Raw genomic sequence first — 17,461 nt, 5'->3', positions numbered from 1 at the left:
CTGAAGTGCCGAACGTACTTGTGACTCACGATCATACTTTTCTAACAGCGCCGCTTCGTCAGGAGTTTTTTTTTATCCACGATTAAACCTCATACATATAACGCCGCTGGCTTAGCCAGCGGCGAAAAGGGAACATCAATCGGTTAGATCACTTAGGCTGTCAATGTTGGAGCGTTCACGAGTGACAATCTGAATGACTTCAGGGTAGATGTGTCCGATAAAGGCGACGTTATCAATAGCACCGCTTTCGAACTCTCCGCTTCCTGCAACGGCATCTTGCGCCGGTGCGTGCACGGTCATCCCGAGATCCATATTGTTATCACGGATGCTCACTAAGTTTTCGATTGAGGCGCCAGTTTCAATATTGGTGAAGTTTTGATTTTCCAGATACCGGTTCCAAATAGTGGCCATCTCACCACCCAGTGGGTAGTAAGTACCCCCTTGGCTACCGGTACCTAAAATAAACTCTTCTTTGGCGTCTGTTTCGCTAAGCTCAGCGACAGGGTTGTCTACGGTGAGGCCTTGCTCTTCGTAATACTTTTTAGCACCGGGGTGAATGGGCAGACCTTCTGAGCCATTCAGTGCATTTTCAAGGGTAATAAACGCAGACTGAGAGTGCGTGTTTTCTTCAGCATATTCATGCATTAAACGCGCTAGTTCATAACCTAGCTCTTCATCAATAGTATTCGTGTTGCCAACTAAAATGGCATAAGCAGTAATAGTATTTACATCTTCACTTTGGAAAGCATAGCTATTAGCAGGAATCGTAAAGCGCTGATAAGCGCTATTTTCTTCAATATAGTCAATAGCGTCATCGCTTAAACTAATCAAGCGTGCATCGCCACTCGAGGCTTGTAAGTTCTCGATGCTACCAGAAGGCAAACCAAGAATGCCGATAGAAATATCGATGTTGCCATCTTGTACGCCATCGAGTGCAGCACCAAACCCTTCCTGATAGGTATTGTACTTATCGCTACCAATCCCGTAGGCATCAAAAAGTAGTTGAGAAACGCTTTGAGTGGTACTGGCAGGGGGGCCAATAGCGATATTAGGTTTGCTCTCGCCACCACAGCCTGCCAACAAAAGAGTGGCACCTACGCCGCATAGCACTTTTGGTGATAGCACTTTTGTTGGAAACACGTTAGAGGGAATGTTTTTCATGTTAACTCCTGCTAATTAAATTATTTATAATAAAATTATGTTTAGCAATTTTCGCAATCCGACCGTCTGGGGATCGATCAGTAAAAATGTCGCGAAAAAGATAGCTGGCTATTGTTCACGTATGCAGCTCGACAGACAAAAGAAATTAAGTTGCGTACGCATTCCATTTTGTCATGCCAAAAGCTTTTAAGAAATCCCTTATGTAATCAATAATTTGTTCTTTTTATCTGCATGCCCAGCACGACGTTTTCTTTTTATAGTCTGCCTAGTGGAATATGTGCTAGCAATGAGTGGGCTATGCTGGGCTTCTGCTTCTGATTAAGTGTTCACACCCAATGCATTCCTGCTTGGCATGTATTTAGCTTTTTTTTTCGTTTGTGATCTGCCATATGAACCTGTTTGATAAGGGAACACATGGCAATTTCAGGAGCGTTTACGACGATGGACCTTCCCTACGTCAGCAGTGCATTAGGCATCCTTCATCCCGTTTGTATTACTAAAGGGCGGAATGCAGAGGTATGGGATGAGGCGGGGCAGCGTTATATCGACTTTATTGGCGGTATTGGTGTGCTTAACCTGGGGCATGGCCATCCAGCGGTGGTCGAGGCCGTCAAGGCCCAGGTCGATACCCTCATGCATTCAGCGTTTAATGCCTTGCCTCACCGTGGCTACCTTTCTGTCGTAGAGCGTCTTGATCAGTTTGTGCCGGTTTCTTATCCGTTGGGCTGTATGCTGACAAATAGCGGTGCGGAAGCGACCGAAAATGCCCTGAAAGTCGCCCGTGGCGTTACGGGTCGCCAAGGCGTGATTGCCTTTGACGATGCTTTCCATGGCCGCACGTTGGCAGCACTCAATTTGAACGGCAAAGTTAAGCCCTATAAAGCAGGCTTGGGCGCGTTGCCTGGCCCGGTGTATCACGTGCCGTTTCCTAGTCAGGACAGTGGGGTATCCGCTGAGCAATCGCTGGCTGCGTTAGAGCGCGTATTTGACGTCGAGATTGCCCCCAGTGAAGTAGCGTGTGTCGTCGTTGAACCCATTCAAGGGGAAGGCGGCTTTCGTTTACTTTGCCCCCAGTTTGCCAAAGCGCTGCGGGAAATCTGCGATCAGCACGGTATTTTATTGATTTGTGACGAAATCCAATCAGGTTTCGGACGAACCGGTAAGCGCTTTGGTTTCAGTCACCTCGGCATCGAGCCCGACCTGCTTCTGTTAGGAAAAAGTATTGCCTCAGGTCTTCCGCTTGCTGCCCTGGTCGGGCGTAAAGAGTTAATGGATGCCTTACCCAAAGGCGCGTTGGGAGGCACCTATTCAGGTAATGCGGTGGCTTGCTCAGCCGCGTTGGCAGTCATGGATATCATGCAGGATGACGCGCTAAGTGCATGGGGAGATGCCCAGGAAGCGGCGATTGTGAGTGCTTACCAACGCTGGAAGACAAGCGAGCGTTTTCCCATGCTAGGGGCCATGACCGGTATTGGTGCAATGCGCGGTATCGTCTTTGAAGACACTGAAAACGCCAGGGGGGCGGAGCACTTAGCTAACCTGTTATCCGCCGGACGTGATGCTGGCGTTTTGTTAATGCCCAGTGGCCGCAAACGTAATGTCTTACGCTTATTACCGCCGCTGACCACTGAAGCAGACGTCATGGCAGAAGGGCTAGGGCTTATCGAGCAGGCGCTGGAGACGCTCAAGGCATGATCGCAATGGTCAGCGAAGTGGCAGTGCGAAGTGGCTATGTGGCGTTTCTCGACGCCTTGCGCGCTCGCGGCTTTGAAGGCGAGATTGCCCCTGACTACGCCAACCGCACGGTGCTGGCGACGGATAACTCGATTTACCAGCGTCTGCCCCAGGCGGCGGTGTTTCCTAAGCACGCGGAAGATCTTGAACGCCTTACCAAGCTAGCCGCTGAGCTGCCCCACCGCGATATCGTGCTAACGCCTCGGGGCGGCGGCACGGGCACTAACGGCCAGTCGTTGACCGACGGTATCGTGGTGGATGTTTCCCGCCATATGAACCAGATCCTATCGATTGATGTAGAGGCGCGGCGGGTGCGCGTTCAGGCGGGCGTGGTGAAGGATCAACTCAACGCGGCGCTGAAGCCCCATGGGTTGTTTTTTGCCCCGGAGCTGTCTACTTCTAACCGCGCCACCATCGGCGGCATGATCTCCACCGATGCCAGCGGCCAGGGCAGCTGCGAGTACGGCAAAACCCGTGACCATGTGCTGGAACTGGACACGGTTCTGCTGGGAGGCCAGCATCTGCATAGCCGCGCGCTTAGCGCTGACGAAGAGCAGCAGGCCGCTGCCCACTCCGGCATTCTCGGCCAGGTGCATACCCCTGCCGCTGAGATTATCGACCAGCAGCGTGAGCTGATTGAGGCGAAATTTCCGCCGCTCAACCGCTGCTTAACCGGCTACGATCTGGCGCACCTGCGGGAGGCGCAAGGCCAACTGAACCTGAACAGCCTGCTGTGTGGTTCGGAAGGCTCGTTGGGCTTTTTGAATGAAGCGGTATTGAACGTGCTGCCGATTCCCAAGCACGCCACCTTGGTTAATGTGCGCTACCCAGGCTTTATGGGCGCCCTGCGTGATGCTAAGGCATTGATGGCCAGCAGCGCTCGGCCCACCTCGATTGAAACCATTGACGACACCGTGTTGCAGTTGGCCATGGAAGACTTTGTCTGGGACAGCGTAGCTGAGTTTTTCCCCGCCACCGGTAGTACGCCGATTCGTGGCATTAATCTGATCGAATTTAATGACGATGATCCTGAGCGCTTGGCGGAACGGGTACAGGCGTTCACTGACCATTTGAGCCAAGACGCTACCGTCGAGCGTTTAGGCTACACCCTGGCCGAAGGTCGCCCGCAGATCCAAAAAGTTTACGCCATGCGCAAGCGCTCGGTGGGTTTGCTGGGCAATGTGCAGGGCGAAAAGCGCCCGATTGCGTTTGTGGAAGATACTGCCGTACCACCGGAGCACTTGGCTGACTTTATTACTGAGTTTCGTGCCGCGTTGGATGCTAGGCAACTTGCATACGGGATGTTTGGCCATGTGGATGCGGGAGTGCTGCACGTGCGCCCGGCGCTGGACATGAAAGATCCCGAGCAGGAAAAACTGATTCGTGAGATTTCCGATGAAGTGGCAGCCCTGACCCAGAAGTACGGCGGGTTGTTGTGGGGAGAACACGGCAAAGGCGTGCGCTCGGAGTACGGCCCCAAGTTCTTTGGTGAGTTATACCCCAGCCTGCAGCGCGTTAAAGCCGCGTTTGATCCGCATAACCAGCTAAACCCAGGAAAAATTGCGTCGCCCGCCGAAAGCAATAACCTGATTGCCAAAGACAGCGATCCTGAACTGTTAACGATCGATGGCGTCACTATGCGCGGCCAGTTGGATCGCACCATCGACGAACGCGCCTGGCAGGCCTACGACGCGGCGGTGTATTGCAACGGCAACGGTGCCTGTTATAACTACGACCTTGATGACCCCATGTGCCCTTCCTGGAAGGCTACCCGCGATCGTCGTCATTCGCCCAAAGGCCGCGCCAGCTTGATGCGTGAGTGGCTACGCCTACAAACCCAGGCGGGTATCGATGTGGTGGAAGAGTCGCGCAAGAAAAAAGCCGAAAACGGCTGGGGCTTTGTTAAAAGCTTTCCCCGCCGGGTCATGAACACCGTTAGCAAGCAGCAACACCACGACTATTCTCACGAAGTTTACGATGCCATGGCGGGCTGTTTAGCGTGTAAATCCTGCGCGGGCCAGTGCCCGATTAAGGTCAACGTACCGCAGTTCCGTTCGCAGTTTTTAGAGGTCTACCACGGCCGCTATTTACGCCCGCTGCGCGATTACATCATCGGTGGCACCGAATTCATGTTGCCAACCCTTGCCAAGGTTGCGCCGCTGTATAACGCCCTACTCAACCAGCGCTGGGTAGATAGCCTGATGCGTAAAGGGCTTGGAATGAGTGACTCCCCGCAGCTTTCCCGCGCTAGCGTGAAAAAACAGCTGCGTGCCTGGGGCGTTGCCGAAGCCACGCCCACCTCGCTTGCGCTGCTGACCGAGCAGCAGCGCGCCAACAGCGTGATAATTGTCCAGGATGCGTTCACCAGCCACTTTGAAGCCAAGTTGGTGATAGACGTGGTGGAACTGCTGTCGCGGCTCAACCTGAGGGTGTTTGTGATGCCGTTTTCTGCCAACGGCAAACCGCTGCAGGTACAGGGCTTTTTAGGTGCCTTTGAGCGCACGGCAGAAAAACAGGCCAAGCGCCTGCGGGCGTTGGCAGAGTTTGAGGTGCCGATGGTGGGTATCGACCCCGCCATGACGCTGACCTATCGTCAGGAGTACGTGAAAGCCTTAGGTGCCGAGCAGGTCCCCGAGGTGTTAATGCTGCAAGAGTGGCTGGCTACCCGTATTAACACGCTAGCGCCTCGCCAGCTGAACTTAACCGATCCTGGCTTTAAGCTGCTGTCCCACTGCACCGAAAAAACCAACGCACCGGGCAGCCCCAAGGCCTGGCAGCAGGTGTTTGCGGCGTTTGGCTTACAGCTAGAGTTAGCCACCACAGGCTGGTGCGGGGTGTCCGGCACCTACGGCCATGAAACCCGCAATGTCGAAACCTCGAAGACGATCTACGCCCAATCCTGGCAGCCCCAGGTGGAAGCCGAGCAAAACAAGGGCAAGCTGCTCGCCACAGGCTACTCCTGCCGCAGCCAGGTGAAACGCTATTCTGGGCAAACTTTGCCACACCCGCTTCAGGCGCTATTGGCGCAATTGACGTCGGTATCTCATCCTTATCCCAACAATATGCAAGAGAGAGCAACGAAATGACTCAACCGAACCTTCTTTCAACCAATGATGTTCGCGACCGTTTCTCTAAGGCGATGTCGGCCATGTATCAAGCCGAAGTGCCGCAGTACGGCACGCTGCTTGAACTTGTCGAGCGCGTTAATCAAGAAACGCTTAGTCAGCAGCCTGAACTTCATCGCCGCTTGGAGGCACAGGGTGAGTTGGCGCGTTTGAGCGTAGAGCGCCACGGAGCCATTCGTGTGGGAACCGCTACAGAGCTTTCCATGCTGCGCCGCCTGTTTGCCGTTATGGGCATGTATCCTGTCGGTTATTACGATCTTTCTGAAGCGGGCGTGCCGGTTCACTCAACCGCTTTCCGGCCCATCGACGATGACGCGTTGGCGATGAACCCTTTCCGCGTTTTTACCTCGCTACTGCGTTTAGAGCTTATTGAAAGCGAGGCGCTGCGCCAGCGTTCAGAAGAAATTCTGGCTAAGCGCGATATCTTTACCCCAGGGGCGCGCGAACTTATTGAGCGTCATGAAACCCAGGGTGGGTTAACCAGCGAAGAGGCCGACCAGTTCGTCAAAGAAGCTCTGGAAACTTTCCGTTGGCACCAGGATGCGACGGTCGATCTGGATACCTATCATGCGCTACATGATGAGCACCGTTTGATTGCCGATGTGGTGTGCTTCCGTGGGCCGCATATTAATCACCTGACGCCGCGCACCCTGGATATCGACGAAGTACAGCGCCGCATGCCGGAGATGGGCATGAACCCCAAAGCCGTCATTGAAGGGCCACCGCGTCGTGAGTGCCCGATTCTGCTGCGCCAGACCAGTTTTAAGGCGTTAGAGGAATCGATTCGTTTTGCTGGTGACGCGCAAGGCACCCACACCGCTCGCTTTGGTGAAATTGAACAGCGCGGTGTGGCGCTAACACCGAAAGGCCGTGCGCTTTATGACCAGTTGCTTACTGAAGGCCGTAAGCAAACCGCAGGGTTGGATAACGACGCGCACCAGACGGTCATGAAGAACGTATTCGCCAAGTTCCCTGATAACGATGAGGCAATGCGCCGTGAGGCGTTAGCGTATTTTCACTATCATCTGACCGAGAAAGGTCAGGCCGCTAAAGACGCTGGTAGTGCCGATATTGATTCGTTAATCGCCCAGGGCCTAGTGGAAGCACAGCCGATAACCTATGAAGACTTTCTGCCGGTCAGTGCGGCGGGGATTTTCCAGTCAAATCTGGGTGGCACTGAGAGCGAAGCCTATGCCGGGAATGCCAATCGCGATGCCTTTGAAGAAGCGCTGGGTGCCCAGGTAACAGACGAGCTATCGCTCTATGCAGAGCGCGAAAATGCCTCTAAAGCGAAGGTGCTGGCAAGTTTAAAAAACTAATCCATCGTTAATTAAAGAACGGCAGGACAGGAATGTGCTGCCGTTTTGTTAAGTAGTAACGCCCTTATTAGATAAGCACCCGTAGACACTGACCCGCATGATATAGCGAGAAACCGCCCTCATAGGCACAGCTCCACAGCGGGCGTGCTTTGATGGGTTTGGGCTGCGATAGCGGAAGAGGTAGCAGACTGTCATCTTCGTTTGCAATGTAGTGGGCAAACCCTTCGCCAACCACCGTGCCGGTAGTAATGCCTCGTCCGTTATAGCCAGTGGCTGACAATATCCCAGGAGCCGGTTCAAAAATACGCAAGGTGTGGTCCGGTGTGAACGCGACCTTACCTGTCCAGGTGTATTCCCAGCGAACGTTGCCGAGCTCGGGAAAATAATGATTCTGTATGGTATCGGCCCAGCGGGTTAAGTAGGCCAGTGGTTTGCCTTCACCTTTGCCCAGGCTGCCCAGTATTAAGCGCCCTGCCTTATCCCGGCGAATGCTGCTAAGCACTGTCCGGGTGTCCCAAGCACCTTGCTTTTCTGGAAGAATTGCATCGGCAGCTTCGCCCGTTAGCGGTTCTGACGCCAGTTGATAATAATGGCCGGTAAAGAAGTGTTGTCGAACTTGGTTCCAGTCATCTTCGGTATACGCATTAGTCGCCATGACGACTCTGCTCGCGGTCACGCTGCCGTTTTGAGTCAGCACGCGCCAGCGGTCTTCCTGTCGCTCGATGCCTGTTACGGGGCTTTGGCAGTAGAGAATAGCCCCAAGATCCGCTGCCGCACGTGCGAGACCTCGCGTATAGGCACAGGGGTTGATAGTACCTGCGCGCTTATCAAGCAACGCTGTATGTATCTGAGAGGTTCCCGTCATCCGCTCGCATGCCTCTCCTTCGATTAACGTCACCGGCGCCCCACGGTTTTGTAACTGATCCCGGCGGCGTGCGAGCTCTTGGCAGCCTTTAGTGTTATGGCCAAGGTGAAGGGTGCCTGTGCGCGTCGCATCGCACTCAATTGCATAGCGCTCAATAATGTCGAATACCTTTGCTGGAGCGCCGCCCAAAATAGTATTAACGCGCTCACCTTTCTCTTCCCCTAGCGCAGCCACAATGTCATCGGGTGGAATCCAAAGCCCAGCATTAACGAGACCAACATTGCGGCCTGAGCCTCCCGTGGGGATATCTCCCGCCTCCAGCAAGATGACCTTGATGCCTTTTTCGGCCAAATGTAACGCGGTGGACAGGCCTGTAATACCACCACCAACAACACAGACCTCGGCCTCTTCCTGGTTCGTTAACGCAGGGTATTGTACTGGGGCTTCCGCGCTCGTTTGCAGCCAAAGGCAGCGCTCGGAGAGGGTCGTTTGCATCTTATAGTACCTCCTGAAAAGAAGCGCAGGTCGGCCATGGGCCGACCTTGTATGGCTATGAAGTGGGTTGGGAGGAGTAGTCGGTTTTGGGCGTATGGGGTTTGTTTTCAGCCTCGTCCTCGGAGGCTTCACGGGGAATAAAGCGGCCGGTTAGTGCCCACAGCAAGCCGAATAAAGGGGATAACCAGCAAGCGAAGGCGAAGGGCGCATACGCTAGCGTGGGTACGCCAATCGTCGAGGACACAAACCCACCGCCCATGTTCCAAGGAATCAACGGAGAGGAGAGCGTGCCATTGTCTTCAATGGTGCGTGACAGCGTCGATGCCTTATAGCCCATGGCTTGATACTGGCCTTTCAGCAAGCGACCAGGTAGCACCAGTGTTGTATACACATCGCCAATAATAGTGCTTACCGCCAGCGTTGTGCCGGAGCTTGTTGCCACTAAGCTGAAGCGACCTTTAATGAGCCGCATGAGCTGCTTAATAATCGCATCAACGGTGCCATAGGCTTCCAGCATGCCAGCAAAACCCAGCGCGAAGAACGTAAGCGTTACGACCCAGGTCATGGAGAGCACGCCGCCACTGCTGAGCAGAGCATCAATCGCCGGATTACCGGTATCGCTGCTAAAACCATTTTGCATGGCATCAAACACGGCATGTACGGTTTCACCTTGAACGCCGATGGCCACTAAGCCGCCTATCGCAGCGCCGGTGAAAATAGTTGGAAAAGGCGGAAATTTGGCAAGCGCTAAACCGATGACAACAAAGGGCGGGATCAGCGTTACCCAAGAGAGCGTAAAGGTGTCATCAAGTGCCTGGCGGAATGTTGCAATATCGGTGCTCCGTTCAAGCTGGCCGCCATAGCTAGTGCCGAGCCACATATAAAGTACCAGCGCGACAATCATGGCGGGCACCGTGGTGGCCATCATGCTACGTATATGGCTCCATAAATCGGTTTCACATACGGCAGGGGTTAAGTTGGTAGTCTCTGATAAGGGCGACATTTTATCGCCAAAGAACGCACCGGATACCAACGCCCCGCCCGTTAGATACATGGGAATGCCCAGCCCTTCCCCGATGCCCATTAGGGCAAGCCCGAGCGTTCCTACTGTGCCCCAGGATGTGCCTGTGGCAAGAGATACCAAAGCACTAATGACGCAGGTCGCGACGAGGAAGTAAGAGGGTGAAACCAGTTGAAAACCGTAATACATCAGCGTGGGCACTGTGCCGGAAAGAATCCAGGTACCAATCACCATGCCGACTGCTAAAAGGATAAAAATAGCGGGCATCCCTAGCTTAACCACCTCAAGCATTGAGGCTTCCATTTTCTGCCAGGGTATGCCACGGATGCGTCCGCACAGAGCACAAATCATTATCCCGAAGGCTAAAGGAATATGCGGGGTAAAGTCAGAGAAGATAAAAAATTGCAGAATTAGAATAGCGGTAGTGGCCAGCAGCGGGAATAGCGCCATCGCGAGGCCCGGCGTCGGGCCGATTTGGACATCGTCACGCATACGTCACCTTCATTTTTTATGATTTTAGTAAGGGCCCTGCAGATAAGGGCCCTTATAGAGGGGAAGGGTTAGTCGAACTTAATACCTTGGGCCAATGGGAGTTCACGAGAGTAGTTCACGGTGTTAGTTTGGCGACGCATATAGCTCTTCCAAACGTCGGAGCCAGACTCGCGACCGCCACCGGTTTCTTTCTCGCCCCCAAATGCGCCACCGATTTCGGCACCGCTCGGGCCGATGTTGACGTTGGCGATGCCACAGTCACTGCCAACGGCAGAGATGAAAGTTTCGGCTTCGCGAACATCGGTGGTGAAAATACAAGATGACAGACCCTGGGGAACGTCATTATTGGTAGCAATGGCTTCATCCAGCTCTTTGTAGGTGAGGACATAGAGAATGGGTGCAAAGGTTTCGTGCTTGACCAGGTCGTTCTGCTCTGTCACTTCAACAATGGCCGGCTCGACGTAGTAGCCTTCGTTGCTGTTGGCGATCTCTACACGGTTGCCGCCGAATACACTCGCACCTTGCTCACGCGCCTTAGCCAGCACACTTTGCATCGCATCAAAGGCTTGGTGATCAATCAACGGGCCAACCAAGTTACCGTCAAGCGGATTGCCGATGGACACCGCGCTATACGACTTCTTAAGACGCGCTAAGATTTCATCTTTAATGGATTCATGAACGACTAAGCGGCGCAGTGTCGTACAACGCTGTCCTGCTGTCCCTACCGCAGAGAAGAGAATGGCGCGAGTCGCCATATCAAGGTCTGCGCTTGGCGCTAAGATCATGGCGTTGTTGCCACCCAGTTCAAGAATGCTGCGGCCGAAGCGCGCTGCCACTTGTGGGCCTACTTCGCGACCCATGCGGGTGCTGCCGGTGGCGCTGATCAGCGCAACGCGAGCGTCATTGACCAGCTGTTCGCCAGCGGCACGCTCACCAATAATCACCTGGCTCAGGTGCTCAGGTGCTTCATCGCCGAACTCTTCAATGGCGCGCTCTAACAGTGCCTGGCATGCCAGCGCCGTTAGCGGTGTTTTTTCAGAAGGTTTCCAAAGTAAGCTATTGCCGCAAACCAGCGCTAAGGCTGAATTCCATGCCCATGGGGCGACGGGAAAGTTAAACGCCGTAATCAGGCCAATCGGACCTAACGGGTGCCAGCTTTCACGCATGTGGTGACCAGGGCGCTCGGAAGCGATGGTCAGTCCAAAAAGCTGGCGTGATTGGCCAACGGCAAGGTCGCAAATGTCGATCATTTCCTGAACTTCGCCAAGCCCTTCCTGGAGAATCTTGCCGCACTCCCAGGTGACCAGCTCGCCGAGAGATTCCTTGTGCTGGCGCAGTTGATCGCCAAAAAGGCGCACCAATTCACCACGACGGGGGGCTGGCACGCTTTTCCAGGCCTGAAAGGCTTTTTCTGAGTTCGCGATAGCTGTTTCAACGTCGCTGCTAGAGGCCGTTGTGAGACGGCCAATCTCGCTACCATCAATCGGCGTTGTAACAATCAGGTTGCCGCCTTGATACTGTTCTTTTGCGACACCCATTTTTTCCATCAGGGAATGAATCATTGCTTCACCAAATATTAAGTTGTGAGTAAATTGGTTACAGGGCCAGTATTGCCAAGCTTGCGGTAGCTCATCAAACGATGTTTGTGAAAAACATCATTCCTTAATTTCACCAAGTGGGATTGCCATGCGTCGTCGAAACTTACCTTCTTTGACCAGCTTGAATTGCTTTGAGGCCGCGGCGAGGCATCTCAGTTTTACGCGGGCCGCGGATGAGCTGAGCCTGACGCAAAGTGCGGTGAGCAAGCAGGTGTCACAATTGGAAGTAACGCTGCAACATCCGTTGTTTAGGAGGGTGAGAAAGCGCCTGCACCTGACGCCAGAGGGGGCGGTCTATCTTGGCGAAGCGCGTAAAATACTAGCCCAGGTCGAAATGTCTACGCGTTATATGCAGTCTTATGGCGTAGAGGCAGATGTACTGAATATTGCCACGTTGCCCACCTTTGGGGCGCGTTGGCTTATCCCAAGACTCAACGGATTCCGCTTTAAGCATCCAGATATTAATCTTAATATTTCTAACCGTACCGAGCCGTTTGATATGCAAAAAGAGCGCATAGAGGCGGCTTTCTTTTTTGGCCATGGTGTATGGCCGCGGGCTGAGTGTATTAAGTTACTAGATGAAGACGTGGTGCCTGTCTGCGCGCCCTCCACTATGGAGCAGACGACCGTACGCGACCCATTGGATTTAACAGACATGGTGTTGTTACAGGTTTCTACTCGGCCCGAGGGGTGGCATGACTGGTTTGAAGCACAAGATCTATATACGGAGCACAGCTACCATGGGCCAAGATTCGATACGTTCTATATGGCGTTAAGATCTGCCCGCGCGGGCTGCGGTGTTGCACTAGTGCCAAGGTTTCTTGCCCAAGAAGAGCTTGATGAGGGGAAATTAGTCATTCCTTGGCAGTTCTCGCTTAAAAGCCAGGATGCTTACTACATGGCCTACCCAGAACATATGGTCGACGTTTATAAACTGCGCGTTTTTATTGACTGGATACGAGCTCGTTTGGATTAGTTGTTAGTTGTTAGTTGTTAGTTGTTAGTTGTTAGTTGTTAGTTGTTAGTTGTTAGGGCGACGGGTAAATGGTCGGGCAGGCGCTTTAGTTCTTCTAAGGGTATGGGGCGTGCGAATAGGTACCCTTGGAGTAGGTCACAGTGGCGGCGAGTGAGGGCTTCTTGTTGTTCGCGGGTTTCAATGCCTTCGGCGACGACTTGCATATCCATATGGTGTGCCATGGTAATCACGCCCTGGACAATGGCGGCCATGCGCCGATTTTCCAGCGTCTTTTGCACAAAACGGCGGTCTAGCTTGACCTTATGGGTGGGCAAGTCGCACAGGTAACTGAGGCTTGAAAAGCCGGTGCCAAAATCGTCCAGGGCGACGCGCACCCCCATGGTTTTAAGCGTTTGCATTAGCTCAATAATGGGGTCTGTGCCATCCAGTAAGACGCTTTCTGTCACTTCTAATTCAAGGCGTTCCGGTGGTAAGCCAGTTGCTTTTAACGCGTATTTTACCTCATCAAGAAAGCCGTCTCGGCAGAACTGCAGCGAGGAAATATTCACTGCCACTGAGAGCACTCGGTCACTTTGCTCGTTCAGTGCCGCAATTTCTCGGCAGGCTTGGAGAAGTACCCAGCGTCCCAGTGGAATAATTTGCCCCGTTTGCTCAGCGAGTGGGATAAATTCACCCGGGGCGATTAAACCAAGCGTGGGGTGACGCCAACGCACGAGTGCTTCAACGCTGCGTATGCGGCTGCTCATAGCATCGACCAGGGGCTGATAGTGCAGTTCAAAGTGCCCTTCGATAAGCGCAGTGTGCAAGTCGTGTCGCATGGCGACGCTGTGTTTAACGCTCTCCGCTTTTCGCCCACGGTACCATTGCCAGGTGTTGCGCCCCTGGCGCTTGGCTTGTTCCAGTGCTAAGTCGGCGTGTTGGAGCAGGCTGTAGGGCGCTACAACGGTAGCGGTGTCACAGGCAATGCCAATGCTAGCGCTAAGGTGAACCAATTGGCCCTCAAGCTCTATAGGCTCCGCAAGGGTGGTGAGAATGCGCTCGGCTAATAGGTTGATCGTGGCGTCGAGGTCATCTTTTACACTCAACAGCAGGGCAAATTCATCCCCCACTAACCTAGCCGCCATGGAAGGAGGGCTAACCAGCCCCTCTAAGCGCTGGGCGACGGTAATTAACACGCGGTTAGCCGCGTGATGGCCCAGGCCATCGTTAATGGCTTTAAAACCATCTAGATCAAGCTGCATTACCACCAGTGTGCCAAGGTGTGGCCCTAAGGCGTGAAGCTGAAAGCGGCTGGCTAATCGTTCGGTGAAGGCAGAGTAGTTGGGCAGACCGGTGAGCAAATCATGGGTGGCCTGATAGGCCAGTTTGGCCTCTTGGGCTTTTTCATGGGTGATATCTTGATGAATGCCGATAAAGTGGCTGCAGGGGCCACTTTGATCAAACACTGGGCTGACCACCAAATGATTCCAAAAGGGCTCGCCGTCTTTACGATAATTAAGCAGCGTAATACTCACGTCACGCTGTTCGCACATGCCGGCGCGAATGGCGTCAATCGCTTCAGGGGCCGTTTCGGGGCCGTGCAGAAAGCGGCTGTTATTACCGATGATTTCACCATGCTCGTAGCCAGTAATGCGCGAAAAAGCAGGGTTAGCGAACACAATCGGCATGCCGGCCTGTTGCGCATCCACCATGATAATGCCGCTGGGACTGGCTTTCATCCCCCGTTTTAGCAAGCGCATTTCTTCGGTTTGTTGTTTGCGCTCGGTAACGTCGCGGCATATTCCATAAACCCCCACGATCACGTCGTCCACCACCACTGGGAAATTGGTAATCTCTAGATGGTAGTGATGGCCGTTGGCATGCTTTCCGACAGTTTCATAAGTAATGGCTTCGCCACGGCAAGCATTATCAAACGCTTGCTGAGTAAGCTCCTGAAAGGAGGGAGCAATAAACTGGTTAAAATGAGCCCCTATTAAATTAGACGCCGGATAGCCGGTAATGCTTTCAAGTGCGCTATTGCAGCGCTGAAAGTGTCCGTTAAGATCAAATTCGTAAACGCCATCAGGGTGATTCACAAACAGGGAGCGGTGCCACTCAGAAAGCGTGCGATGATGCTGTTTATCACGGTGCCGCACAAGCACCAGGGCGGCGAGGCTGGCACTTCGGGCTAGGGAGTTCTGCGCGTTTTGTGAAGGCGTTGCTGGGCGGCGGTAATACGTGGCGAAAGTACCCAACACTTCATCGTTAGCGGAAAGGATCGGCATTGACCAGCAAGCGCGTAGTCCTTCTGCGCGTGCTAATTCGCGAAAGTCTTTCCAATTAGGGTCAGTGTCAATGTCACCAGTGACTACTAGCTGTTTTTTAAAGGCGGCTCGTCCGCACGTTCCCATTGCGGGGCCAATCTCAATGTTTTGCATTTGGGCGATGTAGCTAGCTGAAAAGCGCGGGCTAGGAACGAGGCTTAACGTGTTCTGCGCCGGATCGAAGCGCATAATGGAAACCAGCGCGTCAGGCAGCATCAGTTCTGCCCACTCAATCAATGCGACCAGCGTTGTGGTGAGTGGCGCTCCGGCGGCGGTCAGCTCGTGGATTTCCTGCTGGGCCTCTAGTAGCGGAAATTCATGGTACATAACGCGCCCCTTTCATGCATAAGACCTAAGGGCCTTATGGCTGTGTTTTTGTTTAATTCTGACGCGTGGCTGTTCAACACGTACCATGTAACTAAACATAAGTGATAGCAACGTAAAAGTGCTCGTCCTTTATGCTAATTATCGCGATTAACAGTACCTAGCAGTTTAGCCCTTGAACGTCTGTTTGGTCATACTGTTTCACCGTGCTAAGGCCTTACTTGTACTATGGATGTCTAGGATGCTATGTCAAAAATTGATGAACGATGTACCTCAGCATATGAAGAGTCGCGGCTAGCCGAACTGGCTGGGTACGAGATACTCGATACCCCTAAAGAGGCCGCATTCGATGAAATAGCTGAGGTAGCCTCTATCATCTGCGAAGCACCTATTGCGCTAATTAACTTCGTTGATCGAGATCGCCAGTGGTTTAAAGCCATCAAGGGGTTATCGATACGTGAAACCCCGTTGGATATTTCGATTTGTGCGCATGCGATTCTTCAATCAGGCCTGTTTATTATTCCGGATACTACGCTGGATGAACGATTTTCCAGTAACCCGTTAGTTATCGGCGACCCGCATCTACGCTTTTATGCGGGGGCATTGCTGGAAAACGAAGCGGGGTATCCGCTAGGTACCTTATGTGTGTTGGATTACCAGCCCCGTGAGTTGACGGATAAGCAGCGCTTCGCGTTGCAAGCGCTTGCTAATCAAGTGATGGCGCATATGGAGCTGATGCTTTCATACCGTTATCAAAAGCAGTTGATTCTTGAGCTGGAGGCCACCCGGGAAGAGATGGTGCAGTTAGCTGCGACGGATATGTTGACTGGCTTATTAAATCGCCGTGCATTCGAACAACGACTGCAGGAAACGTTAGCGCTAATAAAACGTGGCGCGCCCTCAGCCGCATTAGTAATGGTGGATTTAGACCATTTTAAGCGTATTAATGATGTGTTTGGTCATCCTGCGGGGGATGACGTATTGAAGTGTTTTGCTGATCTTTGTGTATCGATCTTTCGCGAAGCTGACGTCATGGCGCGCTGGGGCGGGGAAGAATTTATGTTGCTAATGCCTAATACTTCGGTAAAAGAGGCACAGCAAGCGGCTGAACGCCTGCTGGATAGCCTAACCAGCACCTCGATGGCAGCAGAGGCAGACACGCCGATATATGTCACGGCAAGTATTGGCATTTGCCCTCTTAATGCGAACAGTCAGTTAGAAGAGAGGTTGCACACGGTCGATGGCTTGCTCTACCAAGCAAAGCGGCAGGGGCGAAATGGCATCGTAATTGAAGGTATCTCGCCTATTGAAAAGCGTTGACCCATAACGCTTGTGCGCTGGTGTTCAGGGAAGCGATTTAAGCCTAAGGTGTCGTAAAGCCTTTGTTTTTACGTTAAATCACTCAAGCTATTTCAACTTTCGCCGATACTAAAAGATGCCCAGAAAAATAATGTAAGGAAGTCTCCCATGCGTCTTGAGTTCAGGCCGTCGTTATTTTGCCCCTTGGCAAACCTTCAGCTCTGTTTCATTGAGGAGTGTTAATGGTTGCACCATTGCCACCGAATGAAGCAGACCGTTTGCGTGCGATGTGGCGCTATATACGTCATAACCAGGCACCTGACTCTGTTTTAGACGCCATTACCCGTTCGGCCGCCAAGTTTTTTGACGTTCCAATTGTGCTGATCAGTTTGGTTGAAGAAGAGTGTCAGTGGTTCAAGAGCCAGGTGGGCCTCGAAATTGCCAATACCCCCCGTGACGTCTCGTTCTGCGCTTATGCCATTTTGGAAAACGAGCTTCTGGAGGTGTTGGATGCCACTGTGGATGCCCGTTTCCAGAATAATCCCTTAGTCACCGGCCCGCCTTATATTCGCTATTACCTGGGAGCGCCGCTAGTGACGCCCGACGGGTTTTCTATTGGCACGCTGTGCCTGATAGATCACCGCCCAAGGGCAATAGGTGACGAGCATAAGCGTCATTTGCAGGCCTTAGCTCACCAAGTTATGAGTCATCTAGAGTTGCAGCGGCTTTAACGTCTGGAGCAACTTATT

The 17,461-nt window shown here is 53.0% G+C and carries 11 protein-coding genes; 6 read left to right on the top strand and 5 right to left on the bottom strand.

Annotated features, from left to right (window positions below):
* Positions 1–135: 135 nt before the first annotated feature.
* Positions 136–1,161: a TAXI family TRAP transporter solute-binding subunit gene (locus REH51_RS07590; protein WP_009723051.1), complete on the bottom strand. Its 1,026-nt coding sequence runs from the start codon at positions 1,159–1,161 to the stop codon at positions 136–138.
* A gap of 414 nt (positions 1,162–1,575) precedes the next feature.
* On the opposite strand from REH51_RS07590, the gene REH51_RS07585 reads away from it, so the two are divergent.
* From REH51_RS07585 to hglS, 3 genes are read left to right on the top strand one after another with little or no spacing between them, the layout of a single operon-like run.
* Positions 1,576–2,856 carry a 2-aminoadipate transaminase gene (locus REH51_RS07585; protein ID WP_498937428.1) on the top strand — a complete coding sequence of 427 codons (1,281 nt, stop codon included), beginning with the start codon at positions 1,576–1,578 and terminating at the stop codon, positions 2,854–2,856.
* Complete coding sequence (ydiJ, locus tag REH51_RS07580) at positions 2,853–5,981, top strand: D-2-hydroxyglutarate dehydrogenase YdiJ (RefSeq protein ID WP_498937426.1); 3,129 nt, start codon at positions 2,853–2,855, stop codon at positions 5,979–5,981. Before REH51_RS07585 ends, ydiJ begins: the two co-directional genes overlap by 4 nt.
* A complete protein-coding gene (gene hglS, locus REH51_RS07575) occupies positions 5,978–7,339 on the top strand; it encodes a 2-oxoadipate dioxygenase/decarboxylase HglS (protein ID WP_234667989.1) in 1,362 nt (453 codons plus the stop codon). The genes ydiJ and hglS overlap by 4 nt, the downstream gene beginning before the upstream one ends.
* A 67-nt stretch (positions 7,340–7,406) precedes the next feature.
* Here hglS and amaA read toward each other — a convergent pair whose 3' ends face one another.
* The 3 genes from amaA to amaB all read right to left on the bottom strand — a co-directional run bounded on the left by amaA (position 7,407) and on the right by amaB (position 11,774).
* Positions 7,407–8,699: an L-pipecolate oxidase gene (gene amaA / locus REH51_RS07570; RefSeq protein WP_009723045.1), complete on the bottom strand. Its 1,293-nt coding sequence runs from the start codon at positions 8,697–8,699 to the stop codon at positions 7,407–7,409.
* 55 nt (positions 8,700–8,754) lie between these two features.
* Positions 8,755–10,212 (bottom strand): Na+/H+ antiporter NhaC, encoded by a 1,458-nt coding sequence (gene nhaC, locus REH51_RS07565; protein ID WP_498937424.1) that lies wholly within the window; start codon positions 10,210–10,212, stop codon positions 8,755–8,757.
* Between the two features lie 68 nt (positions 10,213–10,280).
* Positions 10,281–11,774: an L-piperidine-6-carboxylate dehydrogenase gene (amaB, locus tag REH51_RS07560; RefSeq protein ID WP_009723043.1), complete on the bottom strand. Its 1,494-nt coding sequence runs from the start codon at positions 11,772–11,774 to the stop codon at positions 10,281–10,283.
* 124 nt (positions 11,775–11,898) lie between these two features.
* On the opposite strand from amaB, the gene REH51_RS07555 reads away from it, so the two are divergent.
* The gene (locus tag REH51_RS07555; protein WP_039868866.1) at positions 11,899–12,786 is read left to right on the top strand and encodes a LysR family transcriptional regulator; all 888 of its coding nucleotides are present in this window, start codon (positions 11,899–11,901) and stop codon (positions 12,784–12,786) included.
* Between the two features lie 38 nt (positions 12,787–12,824).
* Here REH51_RS07555 and REH51_RS07550 read toward each other — a convergent pair whose 3' ends face one another.
* Positions 12,825–15,416: a sensor domain-containing phosphodiesterase gene (locus REH51_RS07550; RefSeq protein WP_498937422.1), complete on the bottom strand. Its 2,592-nt coding sequence runs from the start codon at positions 15,414–15,416 to the stop codon at positions 12,825–12,827.
* A 243-nt stretch (positions 15,417–15,659) separates the two neighbouring features.
* Here REH51_RS07550 and REH51_RS07545 point away from each other — a divergent pair, with 243 nt between their 5' ends.
* Entirely contained in the window at positions 15,660–16,733 is a 1,074-nt protein-coding gene (locus REH51_RS07545) for a GGDEF domain-containing protein (protein ID WP_009723040.1), read from the top strand.
* Between the two features lie 221 nt (positions 16,734–16,954).
* Positions 16,955–17,443, top strand: coding sequence for a GAF domain-containing protein (locus tag REH51_RS07540; RefSeq protein WP_498937421.1), 489 nt, complete (start codon positions 16,955–16,957; stop codon positions 17,441–17,443).
* Positions 17,444–17,461: the final 18 nt, after the last annotated feature.

The sequence above is a fragment of the Halomonas bluephagenesis genome (genome assembly GCF_054790765.1).
This window is presented reverse-complemented; position numbering and strand designations above follow the sequence as displayed.

Bases quoted from the DNA above. Each gene is read 5' to 3' on its own strand.
- REH51_RS07590 (WP_009723051.1), bottom strand. From the start codon at position 1,161: ATGAAAAACATTCCCTCTAACGTGTTTCCAACAAAAGTGCTATCACCA.
- REH51_RS07585 (WP_498937428.1), top strand. From the start codon at position 1,576: ATGGCAATTTCAGGAGCGTTTACGACGATGGACCTTCCCTACGTCAGC.
- ydiJ (WP_498937426.1), top strand. From the start codon at position 2,853: ATGATCGCAATGGTCAGCGAAGTGGCAGTGCGAAGTGGCTATGTGGCG.
- hglS (WP_234667989.1), top strand. From the start codon at position 5,978: ATGACTCAACCGAACCTTCTTTCAACCAATGATGTTCGCGACCGTTTC.
- amaA (WP_009723045.1), bottom strand. From the start codon at position 8,699: ATGCAAACGACCCTCTCCGAGCGCTGCCTTTGGCTGCAAACGAGCGCG.
- nhaC (WP_498937424.1), bottom strand. From the start codon at position 10,212: ATGCGTGACGATGTCCAAATCGGCCCGACGCCGGGCCTCGCGATGGCG.
- amaB (WP_009723043.1), bottom strand. From the start codon at position 11,774: ATGATTCATTCCCTGATGGAAAAAATGGGTGTCGCAAAAGAACAGTAT.
- REH51_RS07555 (WP_039868866.1), top strand. From the start codon at position 11,899: ATGCGTCGTCGAAACTTACCTTCTTTGACCAGCTTGAATTGCTTTGAG.
- REH51_RS07550 (WP_498937422.1), bottom strand. From the start codon at position 15,416: ATGTACCATGAATTTCCGCTACTAGAGGCCCAGCAGGAAATCCACGAG.
- REH51_RS07545 (WP_009723040.1), top strand. From the start codon at position 15,660: ATGTCAAAAATTGATGAACGATGTACCTCAGCATATGAAGAGTCGCGG.
- REH51_RS07540 (WP_498937421.1), top strand. From the start codon at position 16,955: ATGGTTGCACCATTGCCACCGAATGAAGCAGACCGTTTGCGTGCGATG.